21 protein-coding genes and 6 pseudogenes are annotated in these 26351 nt (G+C 67.1%); 13 read left to right on the top strand and 14 right to left on the bottom strand.

Annotated elements, in window-relative coordinates; all coding sequences use genetic code 11:
- The first annotated feature begins 42 nt into the window (after positions 1 to 42).
- The gene (locus STRVI_RS30250) at positions 43 to 1155 is read left to right on the top strand and encodes an integrase core domain-containing protein (protein WP_014059395.1); all 1113 of its coding nucleotides are present in this window, start codon (positions 43 to 45) and stop codon (positions 1153 to 1155) included.
- A 22-nt stretch (positions 1156 to 1177) separates the two neighbouring features.
- Here the strand turns inward: STRVI_RS30250 and STRVI_RS48950 are convergent.
- From STRVI_RS48950 to STRVI_RS30210, 8 genes and pseudogenes are all read right to left on the bottom strand, one after another.
- Positions 1178 to 1530, bottom strand: a pseudogene (locus STRVI_RS48950) (integrase); the annotation flags it as partial.
- A gap of 78 nt (positions 1531 to 1608) precedes the next feature.
- Complete coding sequence (locus STRVI_RS30240) at positions 1609 to 2814, bottom strand: PstS family phosphate ABC transporter substrate-binding protein (protein WP_208949186.1); 1206 nt, start codon at positions 2812 to 2814, stop codon at positions 1609 to 1611.
- Between the two features lie 425 nt (positions 2815 to 3239).
- Positions 3240 to 4085, bottom strand: a complete 846-nt coding sequence (locus tag STRVI_RS30235; protein WP_014059392.1) for an IS5 family transposase — start codon at positions 4083 to 4085, stop codon at positions 3240 to 3242.
- Positions 4086 to 4377: 292 nt separating this feature from the next.
- Complete coding sequence (locus STRVI_RS30230; protein ID WP_014059391.1) at positions 4378 to 5292, bottom strand: ornithine cyclodeaminase family protein; 915 nt, start codon at positions 5290 to 5292, stop codon at positions 4378 to 4380.
- Positions 5293 to 5302: 10 nt separating this feature from the next.
- A complete protein-coding gene (locus STRVI_RS30225; RefSeq protein ID WP_014059390.1) occupies positions 5303 to 6343 on the bottom strand; it encodes a dipeptidase in 1041 nt (346 codons plus the stop codon).
- Positions 6340 to 7551: an NAD(P)/FAD-dependent oxidoreductase gene (locus STRVI_RS30220; RefSeq protein WP_078505458.1), complete on the bottom strand. Its 1212-nt coding sequence runs from the start codon at positions 7549 to 7551 to the stop codon at positions 6340 to 6342. Before STRVI_RS30220 ends, STRVI_RS30225 begins: the two co-directional genes overlap by 4 nt.
- A complete protein-coding gene (locus STRVI_RS30215) occupies positions 7541 to 8824 on the bottom strand; it encodes a serine hydrolase (RefSeq protein WP_014059388.1) in 1284 nt (427 codons plus the stop codon). Before STRVI_RS30215 ends, STRVI_RS30220 begins: the two co-directional genes overlap by 11 nt.
- Complete coding sequence (locus STRVI_RS30210) at positions 8821 to 10254, bottom strand: MFS transporter (RefSeq protein ID WP_014059387.1); 1434 nt, start codon at positions 10252 to 10254, stop codon at positions 8821 to 8823. Before STRVI_RS30210 ends, STRVI_RS30215 begins: the two co-directional genes overlap by 4 nt.
- Positions 10255 to 10348: 94 nt before the next feature.
- Between STRVI_RS30210 and STRVI_RS46625 the strand changes: the two genes are divergently transcribed.
- Complete coding sequence (locus STRVI_RS46625; protein ID WP_014059386.1) at positions 10349 to 10966, top strand: TetR/AcrR family transcriptional regulator; 618 nt, start codon at positions 10349 to 10351, stop codon at positions 10964 to 10966.
- A gap of 202 nt (positions 10967 to 11168) precedes the next feature.
- Positions 11169 to 11624 (top strand): annotated as a pseudogene (locus STRVI_RS30200) (transposase); the annotation flags it as partial.
- Between the two features lie 29 nt (positions 11625 to 11653).
- Here the strand turns inward: STRVI_RS30200 and STRVI_RS48945 are convergent.
- Positions 11654 to 11854, bottom strand: a pseudogene (locus STRVI_RS48945) (transposase); the annotation flags it as partial.
- On the opposite strand from STRVI_RS48945, the gene STRVI_RS30195 reads away from it, so the two are divergent.
- Both STRVI_RS30195 and STRVI_RS48940 read left to right on the top strand, forming a co-directional pair.
- Positions 11854 to 12147, top strand: coding sequence for an integrase core domain-containing protein (locus tag STRVI_RS30195; protein ID WP_353477086.1), 294 nt, complete (start codon positions 11854 to 11856; stop codon positions 12145 to 12147). The pseudogene STRVI_RS48945 and the gene STRVI_RS30195 sit on opposite strands and share 1 nt — an antisense overlap.
- Before the next feature lie 38 nt (positions 12148 to 12185).
- On the top strand, positions 12186 to 12386 hold the full coding sequence (locus tag STRVI_RS48940) for a transposase (protein ID WP_251982769.1): 201 nt from the start codon (positions 12186 to 12188) through the stop codon (positions 12384 to 12386).
- A 35-nt stretch (positions 12387 to 12421) separates the two neighbouring features.
- Here the strand turns inward: STRVI_RS48940 and STRVI_RS30190 are convergent, their stop codons facing one another.
- Positions 12422 to 13003 (bottom strand): TetR/AcrR family transcriptional regulator, encoded by a 582-nt coding sequence (locus STRVI_RS30190; protein WP_014059384.1) that lies wholly within the window; start codon positions 13001 to 13003, stop codon positions 12422 to 12424.
- Between the two features lie 49 nt (positions 13004 to 13052).
- On the opposite strand from STRVI_RS30190, the gene STRVI_RS30185 reads away from it, so the two are divergent.
- The 6 genes and pseudogenes from STRVI_RS30185 to STRVI_RS30165 form a co-directional block, all read left to right on the top strand.
- On the top strand, positions 13053 to 14057 hold the full coding sequence (locus tag STRVI_RS30185; protein WP_014059383.1) for a quinone oxidoreductase family protein: 1005 nt from the start codon (positions 13053 to 13055) through the stop codon (positions 14055 to 14057).
- Between the two features lie 101 nt (positions 14058 to 14158).
- A complete protein-coding gene (locus STRVI_RS30180) occupies positions 14159 to 14854 on the top strand; it encodes an SDR family NAD(P)-dependent oxidoreductase (RefSeq protein WP_014059382.1) in 696 nt (231 codons plus the stop codon).
- Positions 14855 to 15199: 345 nt separating this feature from the next.
- On the top strand, positions 15200 to 15586 hold the full coding sequence (locus STRVI_RS48935) for a transposase (RefSeq protein ID WP_123060295.1): 387 nt from the start codon (positions 15200 to 15202) through the stop codon (positions 15584 to 15586).
- Positions 15587 to 15726: 140 nt separating this feature from the next.
- On the top strand, positions 15727 to 16365 hold the full coding sequence (locus STRVI_RS30175; RefSeq protein WP_167543238.1) for an ABC transporter permease: 639 nt from the start codon (positions 15727 to 15729) through the stop codon (positions 16363 to 16365).
- Positions 16366 to 16397: 32 nt separating this feature from the next.
- On the top strand, positions 16398 to 17390 hold the full coding sequence (locus tag STRVI_RS30170) for a hypothetical protein (protein WP_150112931.1): 993 nt from the start codon (positions 16398 to 16400) through the stop codon (positions 17388 to 17390).
- Between the two features lie 104 nt (positions 17391 to 17494).
- Positions 17495 to 18145, top strand: a pseudogene (locus tag STRVI_RS30165) (integrase core domain-containing protein); the annotation flags it as partial.
- A gap of 83 nt (positions 18146 to 18228) precedes the next feature.
- On the opposite strand, the gene STRVI_RS30160 reads toward STRVI_RS30165, so the two are convergent.
- Together STRVI_RS30160 and STRVI_RS30155 are read right to left on the bottom strand one after the other, a co-directional pair.
- On the bottom strand, positions 18229 to 19500 hold the full coding sequence (locus STRVI_RS30160) for an IS256 family transposase (protein ID WP_014054022.1): 1272 nt from the start codon (positions 19498 to 19500) through the stop codon (positions 18229 to 18231).
- A gap of 57 nt (positions 19501 to 19557) precedes the next feature.
- Positions 19558 to 20247, bottom strand: coding sequence for a recombinase family protein (locus STRVI_RS30155; protein WP_014059377.1), 690 nt, complete (start codon positions 20245 to 20247; stop codon positions 19558 to 19560).
- 208 nt (positions 20248 to 20455) lie between these two features.
- Between STRVI_RS30155 and STRVI_RS30150 the strand changes: the two are divergent.
- Positions 20456 to 21621, top strand: a pseudogene (locus STRVI_RS30150) (IS30 family transposase).
- Positions 21622 to 21663: 42 nt separating this feature from the next.
- Here STRVI_RS30150 and STRVI_RS30145 read toward each other — a convergent pair.
- Positions 21664 to 22086, bottom strand: coding sequence for a MerR family transcriptional regulator (locus STRVI_RS30145; protein WP_014059375.1), 423 nt, complete (start codon positions 22084 to 22086; stop codon positions 21664 to 21666).
- Between the two features lie 61 nt (positions 22087 to 22147).
- Here STRVI_RS30145 and STRVI_RS30140 point away from each other — a divergent pair, with 61 nt between their 5' ends.
- On the top strand, positions 22148 to 22855 hold the full coding sequence (locus STRVI_RS30140) for an SDR family oxidoreductase (RefSeq protein ID WP_014059374.1): 708 nt from the start codon (positions 22148 to 22150) through the stop codon (positions 22853 to 22855).
- Between the two features lie 162 nt (positions 22856 to 23017).
- Here the strand turns inward: STRVI_RS30140 and STRVI_RS30135 are convergent.
- Positions 23018 to 26145 (bottom strand): annotated as a pseudogene (locus tag STRVI_RS30135) (Tn3 family transposase).
- Positions 26146 to 26351 lie beyond the last annotated feature (206 nt).

The raw sequence follows: 26351 nt of genomic DNA, 5'->3' as shown, positions 1-26351 counted from the left end.
TGGGGCTTTGCGATCGCCCAAGTATGGGCATGATCACTGATCGTGGGTTTGCGACTGCTCTACCTGATCTTCTGCCGACTGCTGGGTTGCTTCCTTTTGCTGGGCCGATCGACCGCCGTGAGCAACGCCGAGATTCTCGCTCTCCGCCACGAGGTCGCGGTGTTGCGTCGGCAGGTCGACCGACCGCAGCTCACATGGGCTGATCGTGCCGTGCTCTCCGCTCTCGTGCGGCACCTGCCATCCGCCTTGCGCCGCTATCGGCTGGTCACCCCGGGCACGCTGCTGACCTGGCACCGGCGTTTGGTGCGCTGGAAGTGGCGTCAGGCGGCGGTAGGACCCGGTCGGCCACCGCTGGCGGAAGAGACTGCGGCGCTCATCCAGCGCCTGGCGCGAGAGAATCCGACCTGGGGGTACGTCAGGATCCAAGGTGAGCTGCGACGGCTTGGTCATCGGGTGGCCGCCGCTACGATCCGGCGCGTTCTGCGCCGTTCTGGTCTACCACCGGCACCGCAGCGAGCAAGCCAGCGGACCTGGCGTTCCTTCCTGCGCTCTCAGGCTCACACGCTGCTCGCTTGCGATTTCATGCACGTGGACACCGTCTTCCTCAAGCGTCTTTATGTCTTCTTCGTCATGGAGATTGCCACCCGGCGTGTTCACGTCCTGGGCGTCACCGCTCACCCGACCGGCGCGTGGGTCACGCAACTCGCCCGCAACCTGCTCATGGATCTTGAGGACAGAGCCGGGTGCTTCCGGTTCCTCATCCGCGACCGGGACAGCAAGTTCACCGCCGCGTTCGACGCCGTCTTTGCCGGCAACGGCACAGCCGTCATCCCGACACCGCCGCAAAGCCCCCGGTTCAACGCGTTCGCCGAACGTTGGATACGCACAGCCCGCACCGAATGCACCGACCGACTCCTCATTACCGGCGAACGACACCTGCGTACTGTCCTCAACCAATACGCCGAGCACTACAACGCGGGACGGGCCCACCGCAGCCTCGACCTACGAGCACCCGACGACGACCCGAACGTCATCCTTCTGCCCACTGCCACGGTCAGACGCCGCCAGATACTTGGCGGACTACTCAACGAGTACCACACCATGCCACCTCGGCTGCCTTACCATCCGCAGGAAACACCCAGCTCAGCAGCCTGATTGGAATATTGACACCCTTCAGGTTCTGGCTCCAGATCAAGGTCCGGTCCAACAGTTCCCTGCGGCAGCTCTGTATCCAGCGCTCCGTGAGGGAGTTCATCCGCGGCATCCGAATGCCGGTGGTGACGACCTTGAGACCGGCATCGGTCATCAGGGTGTCGAAGGCGGCGGTGAACTTGGATTCGCGGTCGCGGATCAGGAACTGTGCCCTGCTGCCCGTGTCCTCGAGGTCCATGAGGAGGTTGCGTCCGAGTTGCACGATCCAGTCCGCGGTGGGGTGTGCGGCGGCGCCGAGGATGCGGATGCGCCCCTGGTGGTGTGCTCGATGACGGCGAAGACGTACAGGCGCGCCCCGGTCGGCGTGCGGACTTCGAAGGCCGCCCCACGCCCCGGCCGGACCAGCTCGCCCAGGGGCGGCGGGGGCAGGCATCCGCCCCCGCCGCAACTGGTGGATCAGGGGGCGGTGTCAAGCAGCTTCAGGCTGTCGGCCGCCTGGCCGGACCGGAATGGCAGGAACACCTGCTGTTTGCCGACTACCTGCTGGCCCTGCTTGCTGAGGATGAAGCGCATCAGCTCCTCCATGACTGGGTCGAGTTGCTTCCCAGGCCGCTTGTTGACATTGAAGTAGGTGACGCGGCTGAGCGGATAGGCGGCTGCGGCGACGTTCTCGTAGGTGGGTGCGTATGCCGGGCCGCCGGTACGCTCGCTGAGCGAAAGGATCTTCACGGCTTGGTCGACATAGGCCATCCCGGTGTAGCCGATCGCGTAGGGGTCGTCCTTGACGTCCTTGGCGATGTTGAAGACGGTCTTCTCCCAGTGCACCGCCGGGTCGGCCGGAGTGGAGCCGTCGGCGGTGCCAGGGCGCCATTCGCCCCGTTTGTCGTCGGCGTTGAGCACCCGCTGGCGTACGAACTCCTCGAAGCCGTTCCACGGCTGGAGACCCACGATGTGGATCGGCTTGTCAGCCCACTTCCCCGTCGCGCCGAGGTCGCCCCAAGTGGTGGCGGCCTTGCCGCCGCGGTTGCGGGTGGTGGACAGTGCCGCGTCGAGTTGTTCGAAGGAGAGCTTGTCGAGGGGATTGTCCTTGTTGACGATGAGGCTCACGGAGTCCAGGAAGCCGTAGTGGCGGTAGCTGCCGCCTGAGATGGGCACACTCAGCGGGTCGTAACCGAAAGCGTCGTGGAAACCCTGGATGTCGGTGGGCTTCAGCTCACGCGAGACGAAGACGCAGTCGAGGTTGCCTTTGATCAGCTCCAGCGCGCCGAGGCTGCCGGCGTAGGGAGGGTCAACCGAGATGTGGACCTTGGGATACTGCTTCTCGAACTCCTTGATCCACTTCTTGGAGAGGTCGGCCAGCACGTCCGAGGCGCCGCATTGGTAGTTGCCATGGAGTGAGTTCTTTGGTTTGGCGTGATAGGGACGCAACTCGGAGTCGAGTGTGGGCTGGAGAAGTTCGGGGGTGGGCAGCGGGCGGCCGTGTGCCTGGTTGTACGCATCCTGCTCATCGGTCTGCGGGGTGACCGATTTCTGTGGGGCGACGGCCCAAGTCGTCAGGTGATCGGCGCTGTTGTCGGAACCGGCCATGCTGGTGACGGTGCCGGTCACCAGCAGTGCGGAGGTGAGGGCGAGCGCGGCCGCCGCGCGGAGTGCAGGTCTCACATTGATCTCCCGGATGATGAACACGCACGGCACGAGACGTCGGGCGGGCCAAGAGGCCCGTCGTCCGTGTTCTGCCGTGATATCGAAGCGAGACACTAGATCCCGGCCATCGGAAGCAGCCAGACACCTACGTGAAAATACGCGTTGATCGCACTTTTGCTCGTTCTGCCCATCGCTGCCTGCGAAGCCTCGAAGGGGCTGTGGGGGATGACGCATTCGGAGCGACGTGGTGGGGGACTCGTTGAGCAGCCCGCCGAGTACCGGCTCACGCCTGACTATGGCGCCAGGTGAGGAGATGACGTTCGGGCCGTCGTCAGGGGCGCGCAGGTCCAGGCCGCGGTGGGATCGTCCAGTGGCGATATCTGGATCTCCCACCCGGTGCTCGCGGTGGCCTCAGAGGACGTCCTGCTTGAAGAAGCGATCGTTCATGGTTTGTGCCATGTTATGACCGTTTCGCCCGTCGCTCGTTTCGCGAGGTTGGAGATCATCGCGAGGCGGATCATGCTCTCGGAGTGCGCCGGTTTGGTCTCGTAGTCGCGGGCGAGGCGGCGGTGCATCATGATCCATCCGAAACTTCGCTCTACTACCCAGCGCCGCGGGATCACGGAGAAGCCTTTGACCTGCTCGTTTCGTGGGACGACGTCGACATCGACACCTAGGGTGGCGCCGTGCTCGATCGCCTTCTTCTTGTAGCCGGTGTCGACCCATGCCTTGCTGATGGCGGGGTGGTCGGCGGCGACGCGGGTGAGGAGCTGGATACCGGCCTCGTTGTCCGAGACGCTGGCCGCGGTCACCATGACCAGCAGTAACAGGCCAAGGGTGTCGACGACGATGCTGCGTTTGCGTCCGACGATCTTCTTGCCGGCGTCGGTGCCCTGGGTGTCGGTGGGCACGCTGATAGCGGTCTTGACGCTCTGGGCGTCGATGACGCAGGCGGTGGGCTCGGCGGTACGCCCTTCCTGCTCACGGACCATCCAGTGCAGGCGGAGGCCGAGTTTCTCGATGGTGCCGTCGGCGGTCCAGGCGCTGAAGTAGCCGAACACGGTGGTGTGCGGCGGAAAGTCGTGGGGCAGGTAGCGCCAGGGGACGCCGGTCCGGTTGAGGAAGAGGATCGCGTTCATGACTTCTCGCAGGTCAGTAACCTTTCCACCGAGGTTGAGGGAGGTCTTCTGCCGCTCGGCCCGCCAGGCCGTCAAGGCCGGTTCCATCAACGCCCAGCGGGCATCGGAGAGATCGCTCGGGTACGGCTCGCGCTGCTGCGAAGAGGTCATGGGACCACTCATGCACGAGGTCCCCAACCGGGCATATCGCTCGATCGAGCGAGGCAAAAGCCAGCTTCAGGGACGTATTCGAACCGGACAGAAGGTATCGGTAGTAACCCGGGTAAAATCTAAGTCCCAGTGCGCTCCAACTGAAGAGACGTACCGCCCGTTCTGCCTGTACGAGGCGAATCCCGGCGCGGCCCGACTGCCCCAAACCGGCGCTTAGATGACGCGAACGTCCTCTCAACGCCCTCTGCCACAGGGCCGATCGTTTGACAGACCTGCACGCGGGTCGGAACGTTCAGGTGCACGTCGGCATGGACCTCCATTGTGTGAGTGCTGCTTTGGCGATGACTAGGTCTTCCCAGGCCATGCCCACGGATCGGAAGACGCGTCGTCGGTCGGTTTGCACTGGGGTTCGTCCGGTCACGATCTCGTGGAGGGGCAGGGGGTTGGTGATGTCGCCGGAAGTGAGTGCGTCGGCGATGTCGGCGGCTTCGCGGGTGGCGGTGTGGACGTCTTCGACGACAACCTGTGCGCCCCGAAGGGTGTGGCTGTCGAGTTCGCGGGCGTCGGGTGTGTGCGAACCCATTGCGATGACGGTCGCATGCTGCGAAAGGTGCCGGCCGTCGAACAGCGGAGTGGTTGAACTGGTACAGCAGGCGACGACATCAGCGTGAAGGAGGTCGTCCGGTCCGGCGACATTGATCCCATGGTCGGCGGCGAACGCACGCGCCTGTTGGAGGGTCCGGCCGCTGACAGCAACAGATTGCAAGTGCCGGACAGCGCGGAGAGCATGAAGGTGTGCCGCTGCTTGTGGCCCGGTGCCAAAGATCAGCAACCGGGTCATATCGCGAGGAGCGAGGAGATCAACCGCGAGCGCGGACAATGCGGCCGTGCGTAGCAGCGTGAGGGCGGGGCCATCGATCGCGATGACGGGCTGCAAGGTATCGGCGTCGAAGAGCAGGTAGGTGCCGGTGATCCGGGGCAGGCCTTTCGCCGGGTTGTCCGGCGCGACCCCGGCGATCTTGACGCCGAACAGATTTCGGTCCGCCGCCGGCATGATGAGGACATGCCCGCCAGGGGCTTCGGCGGCGGTCCGCAGTGGTGCGGTGACGGCAGGCTGTCCGTCCTGGAGGGTGTTTCGCAGCACGCTGATTGCTTGCGGGAACGGCAGCAGCCTGTGCAGAAGGTCAGTGTCGAGGTAGGGCAGCATCGTTGTCCGTTCAGTGGCGCGTGGCACCGAGGAAGCGAGCCAGGTTGGAGCCGGCGATTCCTCGGACCTCGTTCTCATGATGTCCGGCAGTGAGCAGTGCGTGGCTGACGAGTGGAAGCCCCGATGGTCCTTCGAGGCCGGGGACGAGAATTTCGGTGTTGGTGCCCTCGATGATCAGTGGTCGGTCGCAGGTCGGGACCTTCTCCGCGAACAGGTCGGCAACGAAGTCGCTGCCGATTCCCACCTTGGTGGGGCCGGCAAGATCAGTGAGGTGTTCGATGTGCGCGACGACATGGTCGAGCGTCGGAGGTTCGGTGGTGAGGTAACCGGCGTAGAGGTTCACGCAGATGAGGCCGCCCGTGGCAGCGATGCCACGTATGTGATCGTCGGAAAGGTTGCGGTGGTGATCGTGGAGACTGCGGGAAGAGGAGTGGGTCGCGATGACAGGACGGGTCGCCAGTTCGAGCACGTGATCGACTGCGGTGGCTCCGAGATGTGAGACGTCGATTGCCATGCCGAGGGATTCCAGCAGTGCGAGTGCTTCGACGCCGGCGCGGGTCAGGCGACTGCCGGTGAGGTCTTCACCGGATCCGTCGGCCAGCGCGGTCCGGCCGAAATGGGTGAAGGACACGATCCGGACGCCGAGGCGGGCGAAGGTCTGCAGGAGTTCGATGTCGGTGTCGATCTGTGGGCATCCCTCCAGCGCCAGGACCAGTGCCATGCGGCCGGACTCGATGGCCGTGTCGATCTCGGCGCCCGTGCGGCACAGCGCGACCAGGTCTGGGTTGCCCTCGGCGATTCGGTGTGCGGCTTCGACCATCCGGAGACTTTCGCGCAGCGCGCCCTCAGGGGTGAACTCATGGTCGATGAAGATCGGCAGGACCTGCAGATCTACCCCGCCTTTGCGTAGCTGCGGATACCAGATGTCGCGGAAGTATGTTGCCCAGAGCTGCGGTGGTCGGCGGACGACGAGCATGAGCAGGTCGTTGTGGGCATCGGCGACCAGCGCGTCCGTGTGGAGCTGATGGCCTGCTGTGATCGGCGATGTCATCGCGAGACCTCCGCGCGGTGGCCTCCGTGTCCGAGCAGCTGGGCGACTGTGGTTGCGGTCGCCGGGGCGAGGGTCATTCCGAGGGTGCCGTGTCCGGTGGCCGTGATGAGGTTGCGGCCGGTCCTGGCCACCCGCGGCAAGCCATTGGGGGTCATCGGCCGGGCCGCGCGGGTGATGGTGATGGTGCCCTCGCACAGGTCGTGCAGCGCGGGGACGAGCTGTTCAGCGGCCTGCTGGATGGCGGTGGTGGCGGCGTGGTCGTGGCGGTCCTCCGGGGTGCCGCCGATCCGCATGCCGCCGGTGATCCGGATGCGGTCTGGGAGGGGGTTGCACACGACGTGGTCGTCGAGCCCCATCAGTGGGGTGCTGATCGGTGGATGCTTGGCGGGCACGTCGATGCTCCAGCCCCAGCCCGGCTGGACGCCTCGTCCTCCTGGTGGTCCGGCGCCGTTGGCCAGCACGTAGTGGGTGGCGTTGAACTCGCCGAGGTCGGTCTTCACGGCGGTGACTTCGCCGTGCCGGCGGACCAGGCTGATGACGCGTGCGCTGTGGATGATGACGCCGCGGAGTTCGGCGGCCACCAGTGCCGCGCGTGTCGCCGCGGCCGGATCCAGCGAGGAATCACCGGGAAAGAACACCGCACCGGCTAGGTCCGGGCCGAGTTCCGGCTCCCGTGCCCGCAGTTCGGCCTGGGTGAGGACCTCGTGGTCGACACCGTTCTTCGTCAGCGCACGGGCCAAAAGCAGCCTTCGTCGGAGAACGGCCGGACTGCGGGCCACCTGGAGCCACCCGTCGCCGGCCACGCTGAGGTCAATGCCGGTCTCCGCGGCGAGGTTCGCGTATTCGTCTGCGGCGGTGCGTGCCGGGCCGACCAGCCGCGCGGCGCTGCGGCCTGCCCGGCCCGGGCGGGCCGCGACCGCGAATCGGGCCAGCCACGTCAGGACTGCCGGAGACAGCGAGCCAACGGTGAGCAGAGGGTCCCCGCCGGTCATAGCGCGCAAGCCCTCCCACAGAGTTGCGGGATCGGCCATGGGCCTGGTGAAGCTGGGAACAATCATGCCCGCGTTCCCGATTGAGGCACCGCGGCCCGGCTCAGGGTCCAGGAGCACGACCCCGAGCCCCCGCCCGGCGAGTTCCCGGCCGATCAGCGCGCCGATGATGCCCGCACCGATCACAACGACGTCGGTTCCGGGGCGCTCAGCTGACACGACGCAGCATCCGGAGCGCGGTGTGCAGGCGGCCGGCCCGGCCGTGGTCGAAGTCCATGAAGCTCACCTCGGTTTCCAGGGCGCCGAAATCGGCCCAGAAGGAGTCATCTTCTTGGTGGTGCAGGTCGGTTTCCCGGCCGGTGAGGGGGCTGGTAATCAGGAGGCGGCCGTCCCGGGCGGCGCGCACCGTGACGCCAAACGCGGGTGAGGCGTACTCGCCGACGTATCGGTCCGCGTAAGCGGGGCCAGGACCGGTCGGGAGCGCGGGGCGGTGATACCCGAGGGCCTCGCGCAGGACCTCCTCCCCGAAGGCCCAACCCTCCGGAAAGTTGGTCAGCACGGCCAGTGCGACACCCCTGTTGGCCTCGACGTGGATGAACGCGCTCGTCCCGCCGATGTGCTCGACCGACCGGGAGGGTCCCGCGACGGGAAGGGCCCAGCCCAGTCCCCAACCTCGGAAATGCAGCGGCGCGCCGGGGATCGGGGCATGCAGGCGGAGCATCTCGTCGACCATCCACTCGGGTAGCAGTTCGCGTCCGTCCTGGGTACGGCCGGTTGCGCAGGCAAGCACAAGTCGTGCCGTGTCCACGGCGGTCGCGTGCATGGTGGCGCCTGCCGGCCCGAAGAGCGGGCCGACCGGAGGCCACAGGTCGCCGGGCACGAGCGCGCCGTCGTCGCCGAGGACATGCCCGGTTGCCGCGCCTCCCGGTGCGGTGAAGACGGCGGAGGAGATCCCGGCCGGACGCAGGATCGCCCGCTGTGCGGCCTCCATCCAGCTAAGGCCGGTGAGCTTCTCAATGAGCTGGCCGAGTACCACGTACCCGGTATTGCTGTAGGAGAAGCCCTCGCCAGGCGCGGCCGGGGCGGCAGCCCCGTGCGAGGTTCCGAGCAGCTCGGTCAGCGAGGCGGAGCCGTCCCAGGCGTCAGCCAGCCCCGAGGTATGGGACAGCAACATGCGCGCCGTGATCGCGGCACCGCGGGCGCCGAGCGTGTGAAGCTCTGGTACGAGAGAGGCAACGGGAGCATCGAGGGCGAGTTTGCCCTCCGCCACCAGCTGGCAGGCCACGGTGGCCACGACAATCTTGGTCACTGATCCGAGCGGGAACAGTGTGTGCGGGTCGACCGGAGCCGCTGTGCCCACCCGTTTCAGGCCGACCGACGCGCAGTTCGTCGTGCTGTCGATCAGGCAGACCGATGCTCCGGCCACGGTGTGGCCCAGGGTGGCTCGTTCGAGAACGGCGTCGAGGTCCGTGAGGCCGGGGGGCGTCCTCATGCCGGCTCTCCGACCGTAGTGGTGGCGGAGGGCGTGACGCGGGGCATACGGGAGGGCAGCGCGATGCTGAGCAGCACCGCGGCCATACTCACCGCGGCGGCGAGCAAGAAGGCCGACCGGAAGCCGGACCAGGCGGGCAGCTCCGTCTCGGGAGCGGTGGACCGTGCCAGCATGACAGCGCCCAGCTGGGCGCCGAGAGCCCCGCCGACACTCTTGACCACGAAGGCGAGTCCGCTGACGCTGGCCGTCCGGTCTTCGGGTACCGTCGCGACCACGATGTTCATCGCCCCCGTCAGACCGAAGCCGACGGTCAGGCCCGCCAGCGCCGTGGAGATGAGGATCAGCCACGGACGGCCGGGAGCCGCGAGGAGCACGAGCGCGGCGGCGACCATCGCCGTGGTGCCGGTGAGCATCACGCCTCGAGTGCCGATCGCTCGCTCAAGCCGGCCGGTGAGCGGAGCGACGGCCGTACCGACGATGCCCAGCGGCACGAGGTAGAGCCCGGTCGACAGGGCCGAGCCGCCGAGCCCGTAGCCGGTCGTCTTCGGCAGCTCCACCAGCATTGGCACCAGAACGAAGACAGCGAACGTGCCGAAACCGACCACGAACGCCACGGCGCAGGTCAGCAGCACCGCACGCGTGGCCAGCAGGCGCAGGTCTACCAGGGGTTCGCTGGTGCGCAACTCCACCGCGGCGAACACGCCCAGCACCGCCACACTGGCCACAACCAGGCTCAGCACCAGCGGCGATCCCCAGCCCACCTTGGACGAGCGCGAGATCCCAATCAGCAGCAGCGCGAGTCCCAAGGCAAGCAGGACGGCCCCGGCCGAGTCGATCCGGCCACGCCGGGCAGGCGGACAGGAGGGGACGACGGCCCACGCCACCACGAACGCCGCGACGATCACCGCGAAGGGGATCCAGTACAGCCAGGTGTAGGGCAGGACTTCGAGGATCGGACCCGCGACCACGAGTCCGACCGCGGTGCTCGACGCTGCCGTTCCCACGATCAGCCCGTTGCCCGCAGCGATGCGACGGGCGGGCTGGGTATCGCGGATGATGCCCACCGAGAGCGGGACCAGACTCAGCCCCACGCCCTGCAGGACCTGCCCGGCGGTCAGCAGGGCGACGTTCGTGGCGAGGGCGGCGACCAGGGTGCCGAGAGCGACGACCGCCAGCACGCCCAGCAGGACGGTCCGTTTGTCGCGGATATCGCCCAGGCGTCCCACCAGCGGGGTCGAGACCGCCCCGGCCAGCAGCAACCCGGTGAAAACCCAGGCGATCGCCGATGTCGAAGCACCCACCGCATGCTGGATCGCGGGCAGGGCCGGCGACAGCATCGTCTCCAGCGTCGAGTAGGCGAACAGCGCCGCGGTGACGACGCCGAGCGTCGCCGCGATGGCCACACGGCCGGGGGAAGAAGTGGTTGTCATCGGAAGCCTCCGATTGAGGGAAGGCGGACAGCCGCGCCCGCTCATGTACGATCGGTATTTCACATACGGGCCGTATCCGTGATACGAACAGTATATGAATGCGCCTAGTCGTCAAGCCCCTGAGTCGAGCCGGGAGCGGAGGCGCCGCGAGACGCGGGTCGCGCTGCTGCATTCGGCGTACGAAAAGTTTTGCGACGTGGGCTTCGGAGCCGCGTCACTGGAGGCCATCGCCGCAGACGCGGGTTTCACCAAGGGTGCTGTGTACGGCAACTTCAGCAGCAAGGAGGAGCTGTTCCTCGTGCTGGCTGAGCAGCGGGCCGAGTCCCTGCCTGGCGAGTGGCGACACATCGAGCCGGAGCGCATGGGGCGAGACGAGGTAGGCCGGGCCATCGGCTCATGGCTCGCCGGCGCCATCCGCCAGCGCCGCGGATGGTTCCTGGCGAACGTCGAATTCTCCATCGTCGCAGCACGAGACCCGGAGCTGGCCGTACGGCGACTCGCCGCCCTGCGCCGTGCCCATCGCGAACTAGGCGGCCTGCTCCTTCGCTTCTGCGGGCCCACAACGGCAGATCCCACAGCGCTCGGGGTGCTCGCGATGACGCTGATCGACGGCGTCATCATCAACGCGGCGCTCGATCCGGACCTCGATACCGCGACAGTTATCGCAACGGGGCTGCAACGAATACTGCCCGACGGCCCCAGCGATTCCTGACGCCCGGACAGCCGCCCCCTGCGGGCCACTGGACGCGCCGGCCAAGCAGCGGCACACAGCGGATGATGGGAGTGTCTAATCAACGGCGGATCTGATGATCAAGGAGATGGGTCTGATGACGGAGACCGCCGTGGAGAACGAGCAGGCCGAGCAGGTGGTTCAGGCATCGTCGAGTGCGGTGTCGGACGAGCAGCTCGTTGCGATGCTGGTTGACCGAGCCCGGAACGAGGGACTGCAGCTGACCGGCGAGGGCGGGCTGTTGCAGCAGCTGACCAAGCGGGTGCTGGAGTCCGCCCTGGAGGGCGAGATCACCGACCATGTCGGCTACGAGAAGCACGAGCCGACGGGCCGGAACAGCGGCAACAGCCGCAACGGCACCCGGGCCAAGAGCGTACTGACGGACGTCGGCCCGGTAGAGGTGAGGGTGCCTCGCGACACCGCCGGCACCTTCGAGCCGCAGATCGTCAAGAAGCGGCAGCGCCGCCTGACCGGCGTGGACGAGATGGTGCTCTCCCTGTCTGCGAAGGGGCTCACGCACGGGGAGATCTCCGCTCACCTGGCCGAGGTCTACGGCGCGGAGGTGTCCAAGCAGACCATCTCCACCATCACCGACAAGGTCATGGACGGCATGGCCGAATGGCAGAACCGCCCCCTCGACCGCGGGCGGTTTCTATCGGTGGTTGCGAATCACCTGGTCAATGGGCCTGTGAGGCATTCTCGCATGACCTCGGCTGGGGTCTTGTCGCCAAGGACGAGTCGAGGGCGCTGGTTGAGCTGATGCGCGACGCGGAGGTCGCATGCGGTGTGGACGGACAGGTTGGTGCCCTTGGGGAAGTACTGCCGCAGCAGGCCGTTGGTGTTCTCGTTCGTGCCGCGCTGAGATGGAGATCCTCAAAAGTGCGCCACAAGCTCCCCGCACGAACGCGCACTGTGAACGCATCATCGGCAGCATCCGACGCGAAGCCCTCGACCACGTCCTGATCATGAATGAGGCCCACGCGCGCCACGTCCTCGCCGCCTACGAGCGGCACTACAACGAGCACCGACCTCATCAGGCCCGCTGCCAGCTCCCACCCGACGCTCATGAACAACCCGCCGCGGCGTATGACCTCCACATCCATAAAGTCCTGCGCACCCGGATCCTCGGCGGCCTCATCAACGAATACAGACATGCGGCATGACGTGCAGCGATGACTTTTCGAGCGGCACAGGATATGGCATGCGACGCTGCCGCTACCGAGGACAGGGGAAGGCCCACATCCAGCACGTCCTGACGGCCATCGCCGTCAACATCGAGCGCCTCAGCGGACTGCCATCAACCGAAGAAGCCCCCACGCCCCGCCGACCGACTGCCTTCCAGAACTACCTCGACCAGCGCGAGATACCCCGGCCGAAGTCCTGGCGAACCCTGGGCAGCTGACCTTGGCGGCACCAAGATCCCCGACAGAGTCAAGCTCAGAGCAGTAGGCGGTCGAGGCAGAAGTTCAGTCCGGCTTCCAGGTGTTCTGTCGAGCCGGTGGAGAGCAGGACGGTGACACCCCCCTGGATGCTGCCGATGATGGCCGCGGCGGTGCGGTCGGCGTCCAGCCCGGGGTCGGCCTCGCCGGCCGCCTGCGTCGCCTTGACCCCGGCTCGGACACACTCCTGCCAACGCCGCACCAGCTGGGCCGCGATGGCCTGCGAGGCCGGGCTGTGGCGGCCCACGTCGGAGATCAGCACGCCGAGCGGGCAGTACAGCCCCTGGTCGCGGTACTGCCTGACGATGAGGTCGCGCCAAGCCTCCCACGCCGCGCGCGAGGTGAGGTCGTCGAGGTAGGGCTGCTGGCCGTCGAACACCCGGTCCGCTTCGTGTGTGGCGACGGCGAGCAAAAGCTCCTCCCGGCCTTGCGGGAAGTAGTGGAAGATCTGCCCTTTCCCGGTGCCGCTGCGGCTGCCCACGTCGTCGAGTGTGGTGGCGTTCACACCTCGCTCGCGGATCTCGGCCGCCGCGGCTTCGACGATGCGCTGACGGGTTGCCGCGCCCTTCCTCGTGGTCATGCGAGAAGTGTACTTGCAGGTACATTTTTGGCTGTCTAGTTTCGGCCGCATGAGAGCGATAGTTGTCACAGAAGCAGGCGGACCGGACGTGCTGGAGCTGCAGGAACAGCCGGCACCTCGTCCTGGTCCGGGAGAAGTACTGGTGAGCGTCCGGGTGGCCGGCGTGAACTTCTTCGACGTCGGGATCCGCCGGGGGCGGATGGCCGAGGTGCCGGGGATGGAAGGCGCTGGTGTGGTGCTGGAAGCCGGTGAGGGCGTGAGCGGGTTCGCGCCGGGGCAGCGGGTCGCCTGGCTGACGATCGAGACCCACGGCAGTTATGCGGAGCAGATCGTGCTGCCCGTGGACAAGGTCGTCGCGGTGCCCGACGGCATTGATGACGAGACGGCCGCTGCTGTGCTGTTGCAGGGCCTGACCGCGCACCACCACTGCACTGTCTGTCACGCCGTGCAGCCCGGGGAGGCCACGCTCGTGCACGCCGCCGCTGGCGGCGTCGGGCTGCTGCTCACTCAGATGATCAAGGCGCGTGGCGGCAGCGTGATCGGAGTGGTCTCCCGGCCGGAGAAGGTCGAGATCGCCGAGGCGGCCGGCGCGGACCACGTCGTGGTCTCCACCGCGGGTGCGTTCGTCGACCCGGTGCGGGAGCTGACGGGCGGGGAGGGGGTGCACGCGGTGTTCGATGGTGCGGGCGGCCCGACGTTCTCCGCGTCGCTGCAGGTACTGCGCACGCACGGCACGCTGGTGTTCTACGGTCCGCTGATCGGTGACGTGCCGACCATCGCCATGAACGAGATCCCGCGCAGCACCCGCCTCACCTACGGAACTCTCCCCGATCACATCCGTACGCATGAGGAACTCACGGCGCGTGCCGCTGAGCTGTTCGCCATGGTTGAGAAGGGCGAACTCGTCGTCCGGGTCGGCGGCCGTTACCCGCTGGCGCAGGCAGCTCAGGCACACGCCGACCTGGAGTCACGCAAAACTACCGGCAAGCTCCTGCTGATTCCCCGACAGCGCGGCAGGAATACCGCGGGAGCGATCGGTTCGGGGACCGGGTGACCGGTCCCCGAACCGCGGCCGGTCCGGCCCCGCCGCCGTCGGTCAGCCACTCGAGGAGACCGCTTCGATTGCGGCTCCCACACCACGGAAAGGCGCCACAGATGGCGAATGAGCAGCGGATAGCAGTAGTCACGGGCGGCTCGGGCGCGATCGGGTCCGCCATCGTCACAGCGCTCGAAGCTACCGGGCATCGCACGGTCGTCCTGGGCCGCAGATCGGAGATCTCCTGCGATCTGGCGTCGGAGTCGTCGGCGAGGCAAGCGGCAGCCGAGGTCCTGGCACGCTATGGACGCTGCGACGTCCTGGTGCACGGCGCCGCCCTCGTCGATCCGATGCCCTTGTCCGAGTTCGACCTGGACCGCTGGCGCACACTGATGGCGGTGAACGTGGAGTCGGCACTGTGGCTGGCGCGGGCGTTCACCCCGGGGATGGCCTCCCGCGGTTTCGGCCGCATCGTCTTCATTTCCTCGGACGGGCAGTGGACACCGCCGAACGGGGGCTTCCTCCCCTACGTGACCAGCAAGGCCGCAATGCTAGGCGTCATGCGCACCCTCGCCGTCACCTACGGCGGCGAGGGCATCTCCGTAACCGCCGTCGCACCCGGCCTCACAGACACCCCGCTGGCACGCTCTGTCGTCGAGGACGGAGCGATCGAGGCAGTCGTGACCAGACAGGCCATGAAGCGCCCTCTCCTCCCCGAAGACACCGCCAGTACCGTCGCCTTCCTCGCTTCGGACGGCGCACAGGCACTCACCGGGCAGGTCCTCGTCGTTGACGGCGGCATCCACATGCGCTGATCCACTTCCTCCGTCCGGGCAGACGCGCACCCGCTCGACCTCGTTCAGGTGCGAGGCGGCCAGACGAAGCCAGCGCAGGTCGGCGTCGTCCTGCGTCCCCGACCGCCCGCGCGCGCGTGCCGCCGCCGACCGGCTGGGCCGCCTGGTGCGTGAGCGGCGGCCCGCCGCCCTGGGCCCCGGCCGCCTGGACGACTGGCCGGGCCGCGGGAGCGGCGAAAAGGGGGACCTCCAGAAGGAACCGCCCGGCGGGATCTTCGTCGAGCCAGCCGACCATGGCCTTGGACGCTCGCGCGGCGGACTGACCAGTGAAATCCACCTCGCGGTCGAACAGGGGCAGAAGCCCTTATCCGTCGTGATCACGGCCGGCAGCGGGGCGACTCCCCGCAGTTCGAAGCGGTCCGGGAAGCCATCCGAGTTCCGAGGCTGGGGCTCGGCAGGCCGCGCAAGCGCCCGGACCGGGTGCGGGCCGACAAGGCGTACCACTCCCGCGGCAATCGCTCCTACCTGCGCAGACGCGGGATCAAAGCCACCATCCCGGTTCCGGCCGGGTCGGCAACCGCCTCAAGCGCGGCTCGCGCGGCGGGCGGCCGCCGGCGTTCGACAAGGACGACTACAAACAGCGGCACGCGGTCGAGTGCGGGATCAACCGGCTCAAGCGCCACCGGGCCGTCGCCACGAGGGACGACAAACTCGCCGTCCGCTAGCGTCGGGGCACGACCCGGTCAAAGTTGATGGTCCCAGCAACGCAGGTGATGGTTGCCGCATGCATCTTGGCGGCGTGGCAGTTCATTCCCCAGATCGACGGAGCTTCGGAATGGAGATTCCTCGATCCCTGCTTTATCAGCTCGCCAACACACGTATACACGAGCTTGGTGAATCTCCTCCTCGGTCGTGAAGGCACACCCGCGGTCTGGGAGTACCTGCTGCCCACCTTCCTTGCTTCTGTGATTGGACTAGCGATCGCAATGAGTATCGGAGGCATGTTGGGCCTCGTCCTGGGGAGTTTCGACTTCGCCGGTGCAGTGTTCCGGCCCTTCGTCGTTGCACTCAACGCGGTCCCGCGAGTTGCCTTGATCCCAATCGTGGTGGTCATATTCGGCATAGGCCTTCAGAGTTCGATTGTTATCGCCTTCCTTGTGGTCTTCTTTGTGGCACTATTCGACGCATATGAAGGCGCAAGGACAGTCGACGCGCACGTTCGGCACAACGCCCGGCTGCTTGGTGCATCTGGGTGGGATATCATGTGGCGAGTGCGGTTCCCGTATTCCTTGGCGTGGACGCTGTCGAGCCTTCCAATTGCCCTCAGCTTCGCGATCATCTCGGTCGTCACCGGCGAGATTCTCACCGGCACCACTGGAATGGGACGTCTCATCACCACAGCAACCAATGCGGCGGACACAAGCATGGTATTTGCTGTGATCATCGTCCTGTCGGTCTGCGCCTTGCTCATGCTCTGGATAGCAGACAAGTTCAAGGACCGAGTACTTCACTGGTGGATCCAGCAAGACTGAGTTTAAATCGCAATGAACACAGGAGTCGAAGAGTGACGAAACTTGTTCAGGTCGCACTGTGCACATCCGACATGCCCCGCAGCATCAGGGCGTTTGTCGAAGTCCTGGGATTTTTGAATGCGGGTGGCCGACCGCGATGGGGGGCACACGTGTCGCGTCTACAGGAACTGCCAACGGGTGACGACGCACACGTCATGCTGTGGTGGCTTGTCGGGCGCCAAGAGTTCGGTGGGCAGATCGAGCTTTTCCATCACACGAGCCCACCTCAGCGGCCGAGGCGGGATGACTGGCTACCTTCAGATCTGGGTTGGACGCGGTTCGGCATAGTGGTCCCCGACTTCGACCTCACCATGCGGTACCTGAGTCAAGCCGGGTACGTGACGATGACCGAGCCGATGGATTCCAACGGCTATCGCCGCGTCTGCTTCCGCGAGCCCGGCGCGGACACGATCGTGGAGATCATGGAAGAGGATCCGTCTCTGCCGGCGGCGTTGGCAGGGTCGTACAGTCCCCAGCCGGCCTTGTCCTATGCCGCGGTTTCGGTCTCGGACCTCGACCGCGCGCGGATCTATTTTGGTGAAGTCTTCGGCTTCACCGAGATCGAACCGGACGCAATCCATCGGCCGGAGCACGAGAAGTTGTGGGGCCTAGAGGGGGCGCAAAGCGGTTGCGCCGTGTTCATGGCTGGCGACGTTCTGCTGGAGGTGGTGCAGTACGAATCGCCTACCCCGAAGGAACCAGCGCCGGACTATCTCCTCAGCGATCAAGGTATGATGAATGTCGCGATGGGGTACCGGGATCGGTCGGAATTTATCAACCACGTCGCAGCCGCCGAATCTGCCGGGGCCACGAGGACGACGGAGATTCCGGAAGTATCGGGTTCGGTGTATCTGCGAATCGTCGATGGCATTTCTGTGGAACTGTTTCTCGTCCCGGTTGGACTCGACGCATCGTTTGGATTGGTTCCAGAAGAACTGGCACCACCAGGAAACGTGTTCGGGGCGAAAATATCGGGTGCCAAGTAAATGACGGGCGACGACGCGGGGCAAGAGGGATTCCGATGAGTTGGAGAGATCACGCTGCGCTGCGACCGCGCGTCACGTTGGACGTCACTACTACCCGTGCCCCGTGGGAGATCTTGAAGGAGGCCGGCATCGACCCAGCGCCCGAGCGGAACTCCAGTACCTGGGCCAGCTTCCTTCGCGGCCAGGCTGATGCCCTGCTGGCCTGCGACTTCATAGAAACAGTCACCCTGTCGGGGGTACGGATGTACGTGCTCGTGGTGATCGAACACGGCAGTCGCCGGATCCGGATCCTGGGCGCCACCGCGCATCCGAGCGCATCCTGGGTAGCGCAAGCGGCGAAGAACCTCGTCATGGACCTCGAAGACCTCAGCTGCCGGGCACAATTCATGATCCGAGACCGGGACGGGAAGTTCCCCGACCTCTTCGATGCCGTCCTCAAGGACGCAGGGATCGAAGTCGTCCTCAGCGGCATCCAGATGCCAAGGATGAACTCGATCACGGAAAGGTGGATACAGGCCTGCCGCCGCGAGCTCCTGGACCGGACCTTGATCTGGAACCAGCGACATCTCCTCCACACCCTGCGCGAGTTCGAGCAGTTCTACAACGGACACCGACCACACCAAGGCATCGCCAACGCCAGACCGCTACACCCCTTGCCCCCACCGATCGACGACCCGGACACGTTAGCCCACCTCAACGTCGGCAGACACGATCGCCTCGGCGGCATCCTCCACGAATACAAGCATGCCGCGTGACCTGCACGGACGAGGTATTCGGCAAGCACAATGTCGAGGACGACCGGCGGGCGTGTACGGAACTTTGTGTAAGTCCTCGATTTTCACTTGGGGTTGAGCCGGTCCTCGAAGAAGAGTGAGAACTGGTTCAGTGCCTTCTTCCAGTGTGCCGCGACGTGGTTGACATCGCGCGCTCTGGGGGTGACCTGCTCACGGATGGCGAGGTAGAGCACCTTCAACGCGGCCTGCTCGGAGGGGAAGTGTCCGCGGTTGCGGGTGGCTTTCCGCAGCCGCGCGTTGATCGACTCGATCAGGTTCGTCGAGTAGACGACCTTCCTTATCTCCGGCGGGAAGGCGAGGTAGGGGGTGAATTCGCTCCACGCGGCCTGCCAGGTCCGCACGATCGCGGGATACCGCTGGCCCAGCTCGCCTGCGGTGAAGTCGGCGAGGGCCTGCTCGGCGGCCTGCTCGGTCGGGGCGGTGTAGATGGCCTTCAACTCCGTGACCAGCTTTGCGTGGTGCTGTTTGGAGGCGAATCTCAGCGAGGCACGGATCAAGTGGATCACGCATGTCTGAACGGTGGCTTTGGGCCAGGTCGCAGTGACCGCGTCGGGCAGGCCCTTCAGCCCGTCGCAGGCGACGATGCACACGTCCTCGACCCCGCGGTTACGGAGCTCGGACAGCACGGTCATCCAGGTCGTGGCGCCTTCGCCCTCGTCGCCGGCCCACAGGCCGAGCACGTCCTTGCAGCCGTCCATGTCCACCCCGACGGCCAGGTAGACCGGCCGGGAGGCCACGGATCCGGAGCGGATCTTCACCCACAGCGCGTCGATGTAGATGATCGGCCAGACCGCGTCCAGCGGTCTGTTCCGCCATGCGTCGAGCTCATCGGTGACAGCGTCGGTGACCTTGCTGATCAAGTCCGGTGAGACCTCGACGCCGTACATGCCGGCCAGGTGCGAGCGGATGTCGCGCACCGACATGCCGCGTGCGTACAGCGACAGGACCTGCTCGTTGAAGCCCGCGAGCCGCCTGGCGTGCTTGGGCACCAACTGCGGTTCGAACGACCCGTCACGGTCCCTCGGAACGGCCAGTGTGACCGCCCCCGCATCGGTCAGCACCGTCTTGCGCGATGTGCCGTTGCGGCTGTTGCCCGAGCCGTGGCCCGCGGGATCGTGTTTCTCGTATCCGAGGTGGTCGGTCATCTCCGCGTCCAGGGCCCGCTCCAGCACGGCCCGGGTCACCTCGGTCAGCAGCCCGCCTTCACCCAGCAGGGCAGCACCCGAGGCGTCGGCGCGGTCCATCAACCGCTCGACGACCTCATCCACGAGCTCGTCCTCGACCGGTCCGACGGCCAGGATCTCGTTGTCGTTCATGTCCGTCCGTCCCGGCTGGTCAAAGGCCCAGGTCAGAGCCACGGCCAGCCTGCCACATCACGGACTTACACGATCTTTCAGACACGCTCCGACCGGCAGTTCCGGGGCCGGGGTGTCCGGGTCGGTGGCCGTGTACTCGGGCAGGAGGTCGGCGACGGCAGTACGGATCGCACCGCGGCTGACGCCGTGGTCGCGGGCGAGGGCGGCGATCGAGCGGCCTTCCAGGTACGCGGTGCGCACGTCGGCAGTCTTCGTGGCCGCCACGGCGGGGCGGCGCCCGCCCTTCGCGCCCTTGGCCTCGGCGGCGCGCAGCCCGTCATAGGTCAGCTCCCGCTGGAGGTCGCGCTGGAGTTCGCCGGCGGCGGCGAGGGTCTGCACCATGAACTTCACGGTGGACAGCAGCTCGCCGGTACGCGGGTGGCGGGCGGTGAGGTCCATCGCGGAGAACGCGCCGTCGTGGATGCGCAGGGCGAGACGGTCGCGGTGGAGGACGTCGAGCACGTCGAGGATGTGCTGGTTGCCGCGCACGAGGCGGAACATCTCGGAGATGTGCACGGTGTCGCCCGGCCGCGCGTACGTCAGCAGCTCGCCGAACTTCGGCCGCTGAAGAGGGTGGAGGCGGCTGGAGGTGCCCGGGTCCTCCTCGAAGACGACCGGGTCCTCGATCCCGGCCTCCTCCAGGACGAGGTCCTGCCGGGCGGTGGACTGCTGGTCGGTCGAGACCCGCTTGTAGACCAGGTTCGCCACCGAGGGGCTCCTTCCGTACGGAGGATCGGACCCTATCTGTCGTCAAACCCTGTCAGCAATCACCATCGGATCTGATTGGATTCGCGCCGCCGCGAACCCCCGGATTCCATGGGTTCATTGGACGCATCGGCTCCCTGTCGTCAAACGATGGCACCCTCAAGTGATCAACGCACCACCTTCGGATGATCATGTGATCGTGGAGGCACAGGTGCGTGACTACGGGTTTTCACCGGCTCAGCAGGATGAGGTCTGGAGACGCTGGCGCGAGGGGCAGTCGTTCAGCTTGATCGGGCGGGCACTCGGGGCACCGATGCAGCACGCCCGCCGTTTCCTGTACCAGAGCGGCGGCGTCCGCCTCACCCCGCAGAAGCGGTCAGAGCGGCATCTGAGCGGCAGCGAGCGCGAGGAGATATCCCGCGGTATCGCCGCCGGGGAATCGGCCCGGCAACTGGCCAAGCGGCTGGGCCGATCCCCTTCGACCGTCTCCCGCGAGGTCGCCCGCAACGGCGGCCGGGACCGCTACCGAGCCGCCTCGGCCGATGCGGCTGCCTACGAGCGCGGGCGCCGACCCAAGCAGGTCAAGCTCGCCCAACGGCCCGCTCTGCGCGCCCTGGTGGAAACCAAGCTGGCTCTGTGCTGGTCACCCGAGCAGATCGCAGGATGGCTGCGACGGCAGTTTCCTGGTGACGCCTCCATGCAGATCTCGCACGAAGCGATCTACCTCTCGCTCTACGACCCTCGCCGGCGTCAGGCGATCGACCGCAGCCTCACCCAGCGGCTGCGGTCAGGAAGACCCATGCGCCGACCGAAGATCGCCCGCCGGCCCACCGGGCGGGGGATCATCCGCGGCATGGTGTCCATCACGGCCCGCCCCGCCGAAGTCGAGGACCGCAAGGTACCCAGCCATTGGGAGGGCGACCTCGTGATGGGCACCCGGCCCTCTGCGGTCGCCACGCTCGTCGAGCGCACCAGCCGCTACACGGCCATCGTCGCGCTGCCGGACGGCATCAAGGCTGAGCAGGTCACTCCGCACCTCACCAGGAGTCTCCTCGGCATCCCGCCCCAGCTACGGCGGACGCTCACCTGGGACCGGGGCCGGGAGATGGCCGAGCACCAGGCCATCACCGCCGGGACCGGGATGCCGATCTACCTCTGCAAGCCGCGCAGCCCGTGGCAGCGCGGCACCAACGGGAACACCAACCGACTGCTTCGGCAGTACCTGCCCAAGGGCGCGGACCTCCGCACGTTCAGCCAGGCGACCTGGACGCCATCGCCCATGAGCTCAACCATCGCCCACGCAAGACCCACGGGTACCGCACTCCGGCAGAGGTCTACGCTGACCTCCTGAACAGCGGTGATGCGCTGACCGCTTGAGCTCGCCATCGTTTGGCGACAGACAGGCCCGGGGCGTCATTTTCAGGGCGATCCGGTAGCGATGTAGGAGGCCCCGGTCGGGCGGGAGCGTGCACGCGGTGGACACTGTGCCGTCGATGATTCCGTGTACTGGGCGGCAAGGCTGATCAGCTCATCGAGGCGGTCGCGTGCCCGGGTCAGATCGTGCAGTCGGGCCTGGATGCGGTCCCGTTCCTCCGTGAGCCGCTGCGTCATCTCCGGTGTCGCGACGAGGGTGTCCAGGAACGGCAGGATGTGCAGGATCGCCTTGCTGGGCAGCCCGGCCGCGTAGAGGAGCTGGATGAACTTCACCCGCTCGACGTCCGAATCGGAGTAGTCCCGCTGGCCCCCGGCGCCGCGGGCGGCGACGACGAGCCCTTGCTCCTCGTAGTAGCGCAGCGCGCGGACGCTGACCCCCGCGCGTTCGGCGACCTTTCCGATACGCATCGCCCCTCCTGGCTGTTCCCGATTTGCACCTCACGCCGACGTGAGGTTCTAGCGTACGGGCATGAACATCAACGGAGCGACCGCGCTCGTCACCGGAGCCAACCGCGGCATCGGCCGCCACCTCGCAGCCCAGCTCGCCGAGCGGGGCGCGAAGGTCTACGCAACTGCCCGCCGGCCCGAGTCCATCGATCTCGACGGCGTGGAGGTTCTCGCCCTCGACATCACCGATCCCGATTCCGTCGCAGTCGTCACCCACGAGGCTCGTGACGTTGACCTGCTGGTCAACAATGCCGGCATCGGGGGTGGAACCCTGCTCGGCGATCTCGACAGCGTCCGCGCCACGATGGACGTGAACTTCTGGGGCACCTTGTCCTTGATCCGGTCCTTCGCGCCGGTCCTGGCTGACAACGGTGGAGGCGCGATCCTCAACATCGCCTCGTCCGCGTCATGGTTCGTCTTCCCCGGGGCCAGCGCGTACGCAGTCTCCAAGGCCGCCGTGTGGAGCATGGGCAACGCGCTGCGCCAGGAACTGGCCGGACAGGGAACCCGTCTCACCTCGGTGCACCTCGGGGCTGCCGACACCGACATGACCAAGGGCCTCGATGTACCGAAGATGACCGCGGCGGACGTCGCGCGAGCCGCTCTCGATGGCGTCGAGGCCGAGGTGTTCGAGGTCGTTGTCGATGAGTTCACCGAAATGGTCAAGGCTTCACTGAGCAAGGACCCGAGGGAGTTCGCCAGCCAGTTCCAGCAGTTCCTCATCTCCTGAGCCTGTGATTTACCCGGTGCGACGTGGTTTGGTGCCCGGTTCGACAAGGTGACCAAGGGCAGCGGCATCGCTCCGCGCTCCCCGGCAGCGGTACGCGACGGCCGCGAAGCGGCTGCCCAAGGTCAGGGCTCGCAAGCTCATCACCGCCCTGGTTGGCCACGACTAATCCGACCCGCCCCCGTCGTCGTCCTCGTCCAGCTCCGGCGCGTCAGGGTCGCGCAGCGGGCGCAGGGCGCCGGCGGCCGGAGTGGAGGCCGTGAAGCTGTAGCGGCCGAGCAGGTTCAGGTTGCGGTGCTTGAGCGGGGACAGGCGGGCGATGTCCTCATCACGGATCTCGTGGCCCTCGGCGTGGAGCTGGGCGACGGCGGTGTCGATGTACTTCGTCGTCCAGAGCACGATGGCGTTGAGGACCAGGCCGAGCGCGCCGAGCTGGTCCTCCATGCCGTCGCGGTACGCCTGGTGGATGGTGCCGCGCTTGCCGTGGCACACGTCGCGGGCCAGTTTGTGGCGGGACTCCTGCACGGTGAGCTGCCGGTTCATCTGACGGCGGTAGGTGTCGTCGACCGGGTCGACGACGCGCAGCAGGTGCTCGGTCTTGGCGATCCGCCCGTACTCGGCGAACGCCGCCCCGAGCGGGGTCGGGCGGCCGTCGCGACCGAACATGCGCAGCAGGTCGTAGGCGCGGACCTGGTTGGTGACCAGGGAACCGGCGACCTTCAGCATGTCCGGCCAGTGCGTGATCACCTTGTTCAGGTTCACGCGGTTGCGGGCCAGGTCCTCCACCACGCCGTAGGTGCCGGTCTCGATGCCGGGCATGGTGGCCCGCCAGAACCGCTGGTCGTCCAGGTCGCGGAACCGGGGGCTGAAGTTGTAGCCGAGGATCTTGAACGGGCCGAACACCATGTCGGAGTACGAGGCGTTGTCGGTCGCCACCATCTCCGGCTTCACGCCGCCGTCGAGGTTCAGCAGGGCGTCCAGGATGTGCAGGGAGTCGCGCGGGGTGCCGGGGACGACCATCTGCCCGATGCCCGCGACCTGGTCGTTGACGGCGTTGAGCCAGGTGATGCCGCGCTTGAACCCGAAGTACTTCGGCGACGGGGCGGCGTTGATGGTGCGCACCGGCACCTGGAAGCGCAGCCCGTCCACGGAGGCGAGCAGTCCGTCACCCCAGAACTGCACGATCGGGATGTCGGCCTGGGCGGCGATGAGCCGCGCGTTCGCGGCGGCGATGGTGTCGGCGCGCAGGTAGTACTGGTCGACGTGCACGAGCCGGGCCCGGGTCAGGGCCTCGTAGCCGGGGTTGACCACCGGAGTCAGGCCGATGTTGCACGCCTCGGACACCAGCAGCGCGACCACCGAGGTGGGCAGGTATTTCATCCGGGTGGTGCCGTCGCCGAGGTGGACGAACGCGTCGAGGAACCCGGTCCAGGCGTTCACCTCGAACAAAAGGTCCGGCAGGTCGATCTTCGGGAGCATCTTCTCGACCCGCTGGCGCAGCCAGGTCAGGGATTTCGGTTCGCCGAGTGCGCCGAGCTTGTCGACGTTCAGCTTCACCCGCCCGTCGTCCTGCACTTCGATGGAGACCTTCGCCGCCGGCCCTGCTTCCTCCAGGCGTTCGGCGAGCTGCTTCCATCCGGCGTCCAGGCCGCGCACCAGCTCCGCCAGGTGCTCGGTGACGGGCATGTCCAGGCTCAGGGCCGCCAGGACGTCTTCCTCGACCGCGTCCCAGTCGGGCCCGTCCAGGAGGCGGGCGCGCGGGTTGGACCAGCGGTGCGAGGGTGAGGCGAAGACGTCGCGGTTGTTCAGGGCCCGGTGCAGCTGCTCCAGCACGCACACCACGTACGCGTCCCGGTCCACCGCGCCCTGCGGCAGGTCGGGGTTGGCGTACACCGCCTTGCGCCACGCGGGCGGCACGAGCTTGTCGTCCACCTCGCGCGGCAGCAGCGGCTTGACGCCCACCTTCCGCCGCGCCAGCGCCGGAAGGCCGCGCACCCCGGCCAGGACCCGCTTCCCGGCGCTCGCCGCGTCCAGCGCCTTCGACTCGCCCAGCAACGCGAGGAACGGGCGCACCGTGGCGTACCGGTTGGCGAGCGCGGCCCGCATGGCGACCTCGGCCGAGTTCTCGTCCTCGGGCACCAGGGTCACCACGGTGGCCGCCGCGGTCATCACGGCCGCGCGCGGGGCGACCTCCTCCACCGCCGCCCACAGCGCGGCCACGTCCAGGGCCGCCTCCTGCTCCTCGACCAGCTCCAGCTCCTGAAGCAGCACCTTCGCCGCCCGCGCGAGCACCCGCGACGCCTTCTCCAACTGCGGCAGCGTCGACAGCCGTTCCTTCTCCGACTTGCGCTTCGCCGTGTTCAGCAGGCGGGTGGCTATCAGGACTTGGAACAGGTCCAGGGCCTCGTCGATCGCCTTCGCCTCCAGGTGTCGCATCACCGCGGTGAGCATGGCCGTGCGCTTGGGCTCCGCCGCCCGCTCCGGCAGCGGCGCCTTCGACCCCAGCGCGTACCGGGCCAGCACGGCCATCCGGTTCGGCGGGATCTGCGACAGCCTCAGCCGCCCCAGCCGGTAGGCGCCGATCTCGTCCACCCGCTCCAGCGCGCGGGCGAACGCCGTACCCGTCGTCCGCGTCGGCGGCCGCCGCAGCCGCTCCAGCTCGGAGAACCTGGAGCCCTCCGGCGTCTTCAGCGTCGCCACCAGATCACCAGGCAGCGCCGGGTCCGCGCGGCGGGCAGCACCCGCGACCGTGGGCTTGTCCGCGACCTTCCGCACCTCCGATACCTGCCGGGCCAGCACCGAGACGCCAGCAGCACCCGGTTGCGGCGCAGCCAGCCCACCGCGTGGTCGAACAGCGCCTTCGGGCCCTCGGCGTGCGTCCACGCCCGCCCGTGCAGGAAGGTGCGGAACCGCCGGGACCACTCCGCATCGTCGTACTCGTGGTACTCGTAGGCGTCCCGGATCTCCCACGCGTGCTCGTACGCCGTCTTCGGCCGCTCGGTGTACCGCCGCTTCACCACCGACGGGTCCTCGATGCCGAGCTGCGCGGCCAGGTGCTCGACCACCGGCCACGGCGCCTCCAGCGGGTCGTCCGGGAGGAACCGGCCGATGTAGCGCACCGTGCACATCTGGAGCGCGAACCCGAGCCGGTGATGCTCCGTCCGCCGCAGGGCGATCAGGTCCCGGTCGACGTCGTCCAGGAAGAAGAACCGCTCCAGCTCGGGGCGGGTCGGCTCCTCGGCGAACGTCCCGTACGCCTCGGCCTGCTCATCGCTCAAAAATTCCACCGGCACGAGCCGGACCGTAGCCAGCCCCGGAGCGGGCCCGGAGGCGTTTCACCGAAGCCCAGCGGCGAAGTGGATCACTGTGCTAGACGACCATGATTGTTCTCACCGATAACCGCTGTACCGATGTTCCCCGAGACCGGGGTTGCGCTCGACGTCGTCCGCTTCGGACGTGGGTGCGGTCTGACGGTTTGGGGCGGTTTCCCTGGCTGTCT

Source organism: Streptomyces violaceusniger Tu 4113 (assembly GCF_000147815.2).
Classification (GTDB): domain Bacteria; phylum Actinomycetota; class Actinomycetes; order Streptomycetales; family Streptomycetaceae; genus Streptomyces; species Streptomyces violaceusniger_A.
This window is presented reverse-complemented; position numbering and strand designations above follow the sequence as displayed.

Bases quoted from the DNA above. Each gene is read 5' to 3' on its own strand.
- STRVI_RS30190 (WP_014059384.1), bottom strand. From the start codon at position 13,003: ATGACCACGAGGAAGGGCGCGGCAACCCGTCAGCGCATCGTCGAAGCC.
- STRVI_RS48940 (WP_251982769.1), top strand. From the start codon at position 12,186: ATGCGACGCTGCCGCTACCGAGGACAGGGGAAGGCCCACATCCAGCAC.
- STRVI_RS30230 (WP_014059391.1), bottom strand. From the start codon at position 5,292: ATGCTGCCCTACCTCGACACTGACCTTCTGCACAGGCTGCTGCCGTTC.
- STRVI_RS30225 (WP_014059390.1), bottom strand. From the start codon at position 6,343: ATGACATCGCCGATCACAGCAGGCCATCAGCTCCACACGGACGCGCTG.
- STRVI_RS30185 (WP_014059383.1), top strand. From the start codon at position 13,053: ATGAGAGCGATAGTTGTCACAGAAGCAGGCGGACCGGACGTGCTGGAG.
- STRVI_RS30145 (WP_014059375.1), bottom strand. From the start codon at position 22,086: ATGCGTATCGGAAAGGTCGCCGAACGCGCGGGGGTCAGCGTCCGCGCG.
- STRVI_RS30180 (WP_014059382.1), top strand. From the start codon at position 14,159: ATGGCGAATGAGCAGCGGATAGCAGTAGTCACGGGCGGCTCGGGCGCG.
- STRVI_RS30160 (WP_014054022.1), bottom strand. From the start codon at position 19,500: ATGAACGACAACGAGATCCTGGCCGTCGGACCGGTCGAGGACGAGCTC.
- STRVI_RS46625 (WP_014059386.1), top strand. From the start codon at position 10,349: ATGAATGCGCCTAGTCGTCAAGCCCCTGAGTCGAGCCGGGAGCGGAGG.
- STRVI_RS30210 (WP_014059387.1), bottom strand. From the start codon at position 10,254: ATGACAACCACTTCTTCCCCCGGCCGTGTGGCCATCGCGGCGACGCTC.
- STRVI_RS30215 (WP_014059388.1), bottom strand. From the start codon at position 8,824: ATGAGGACGCCCCCCGGCCTCACGGACCTCGACGCCGTTCTCGAACGA.
- STRVI_RS30235 (WP_014059392.1), bottom strand. From the start codon at position 4,085: ATGACCTCTTCGCAGCAGCGCGAGCCGTACCCGAGCGATCTCTCCGAT.
- STRVI_RS30140 (WP_014059374.1), top strand. From the start codon at position 22,148: ATGAACATCAACGGAGCGACCGCGCTCGTCACCGGAGCCAACCGCGGC.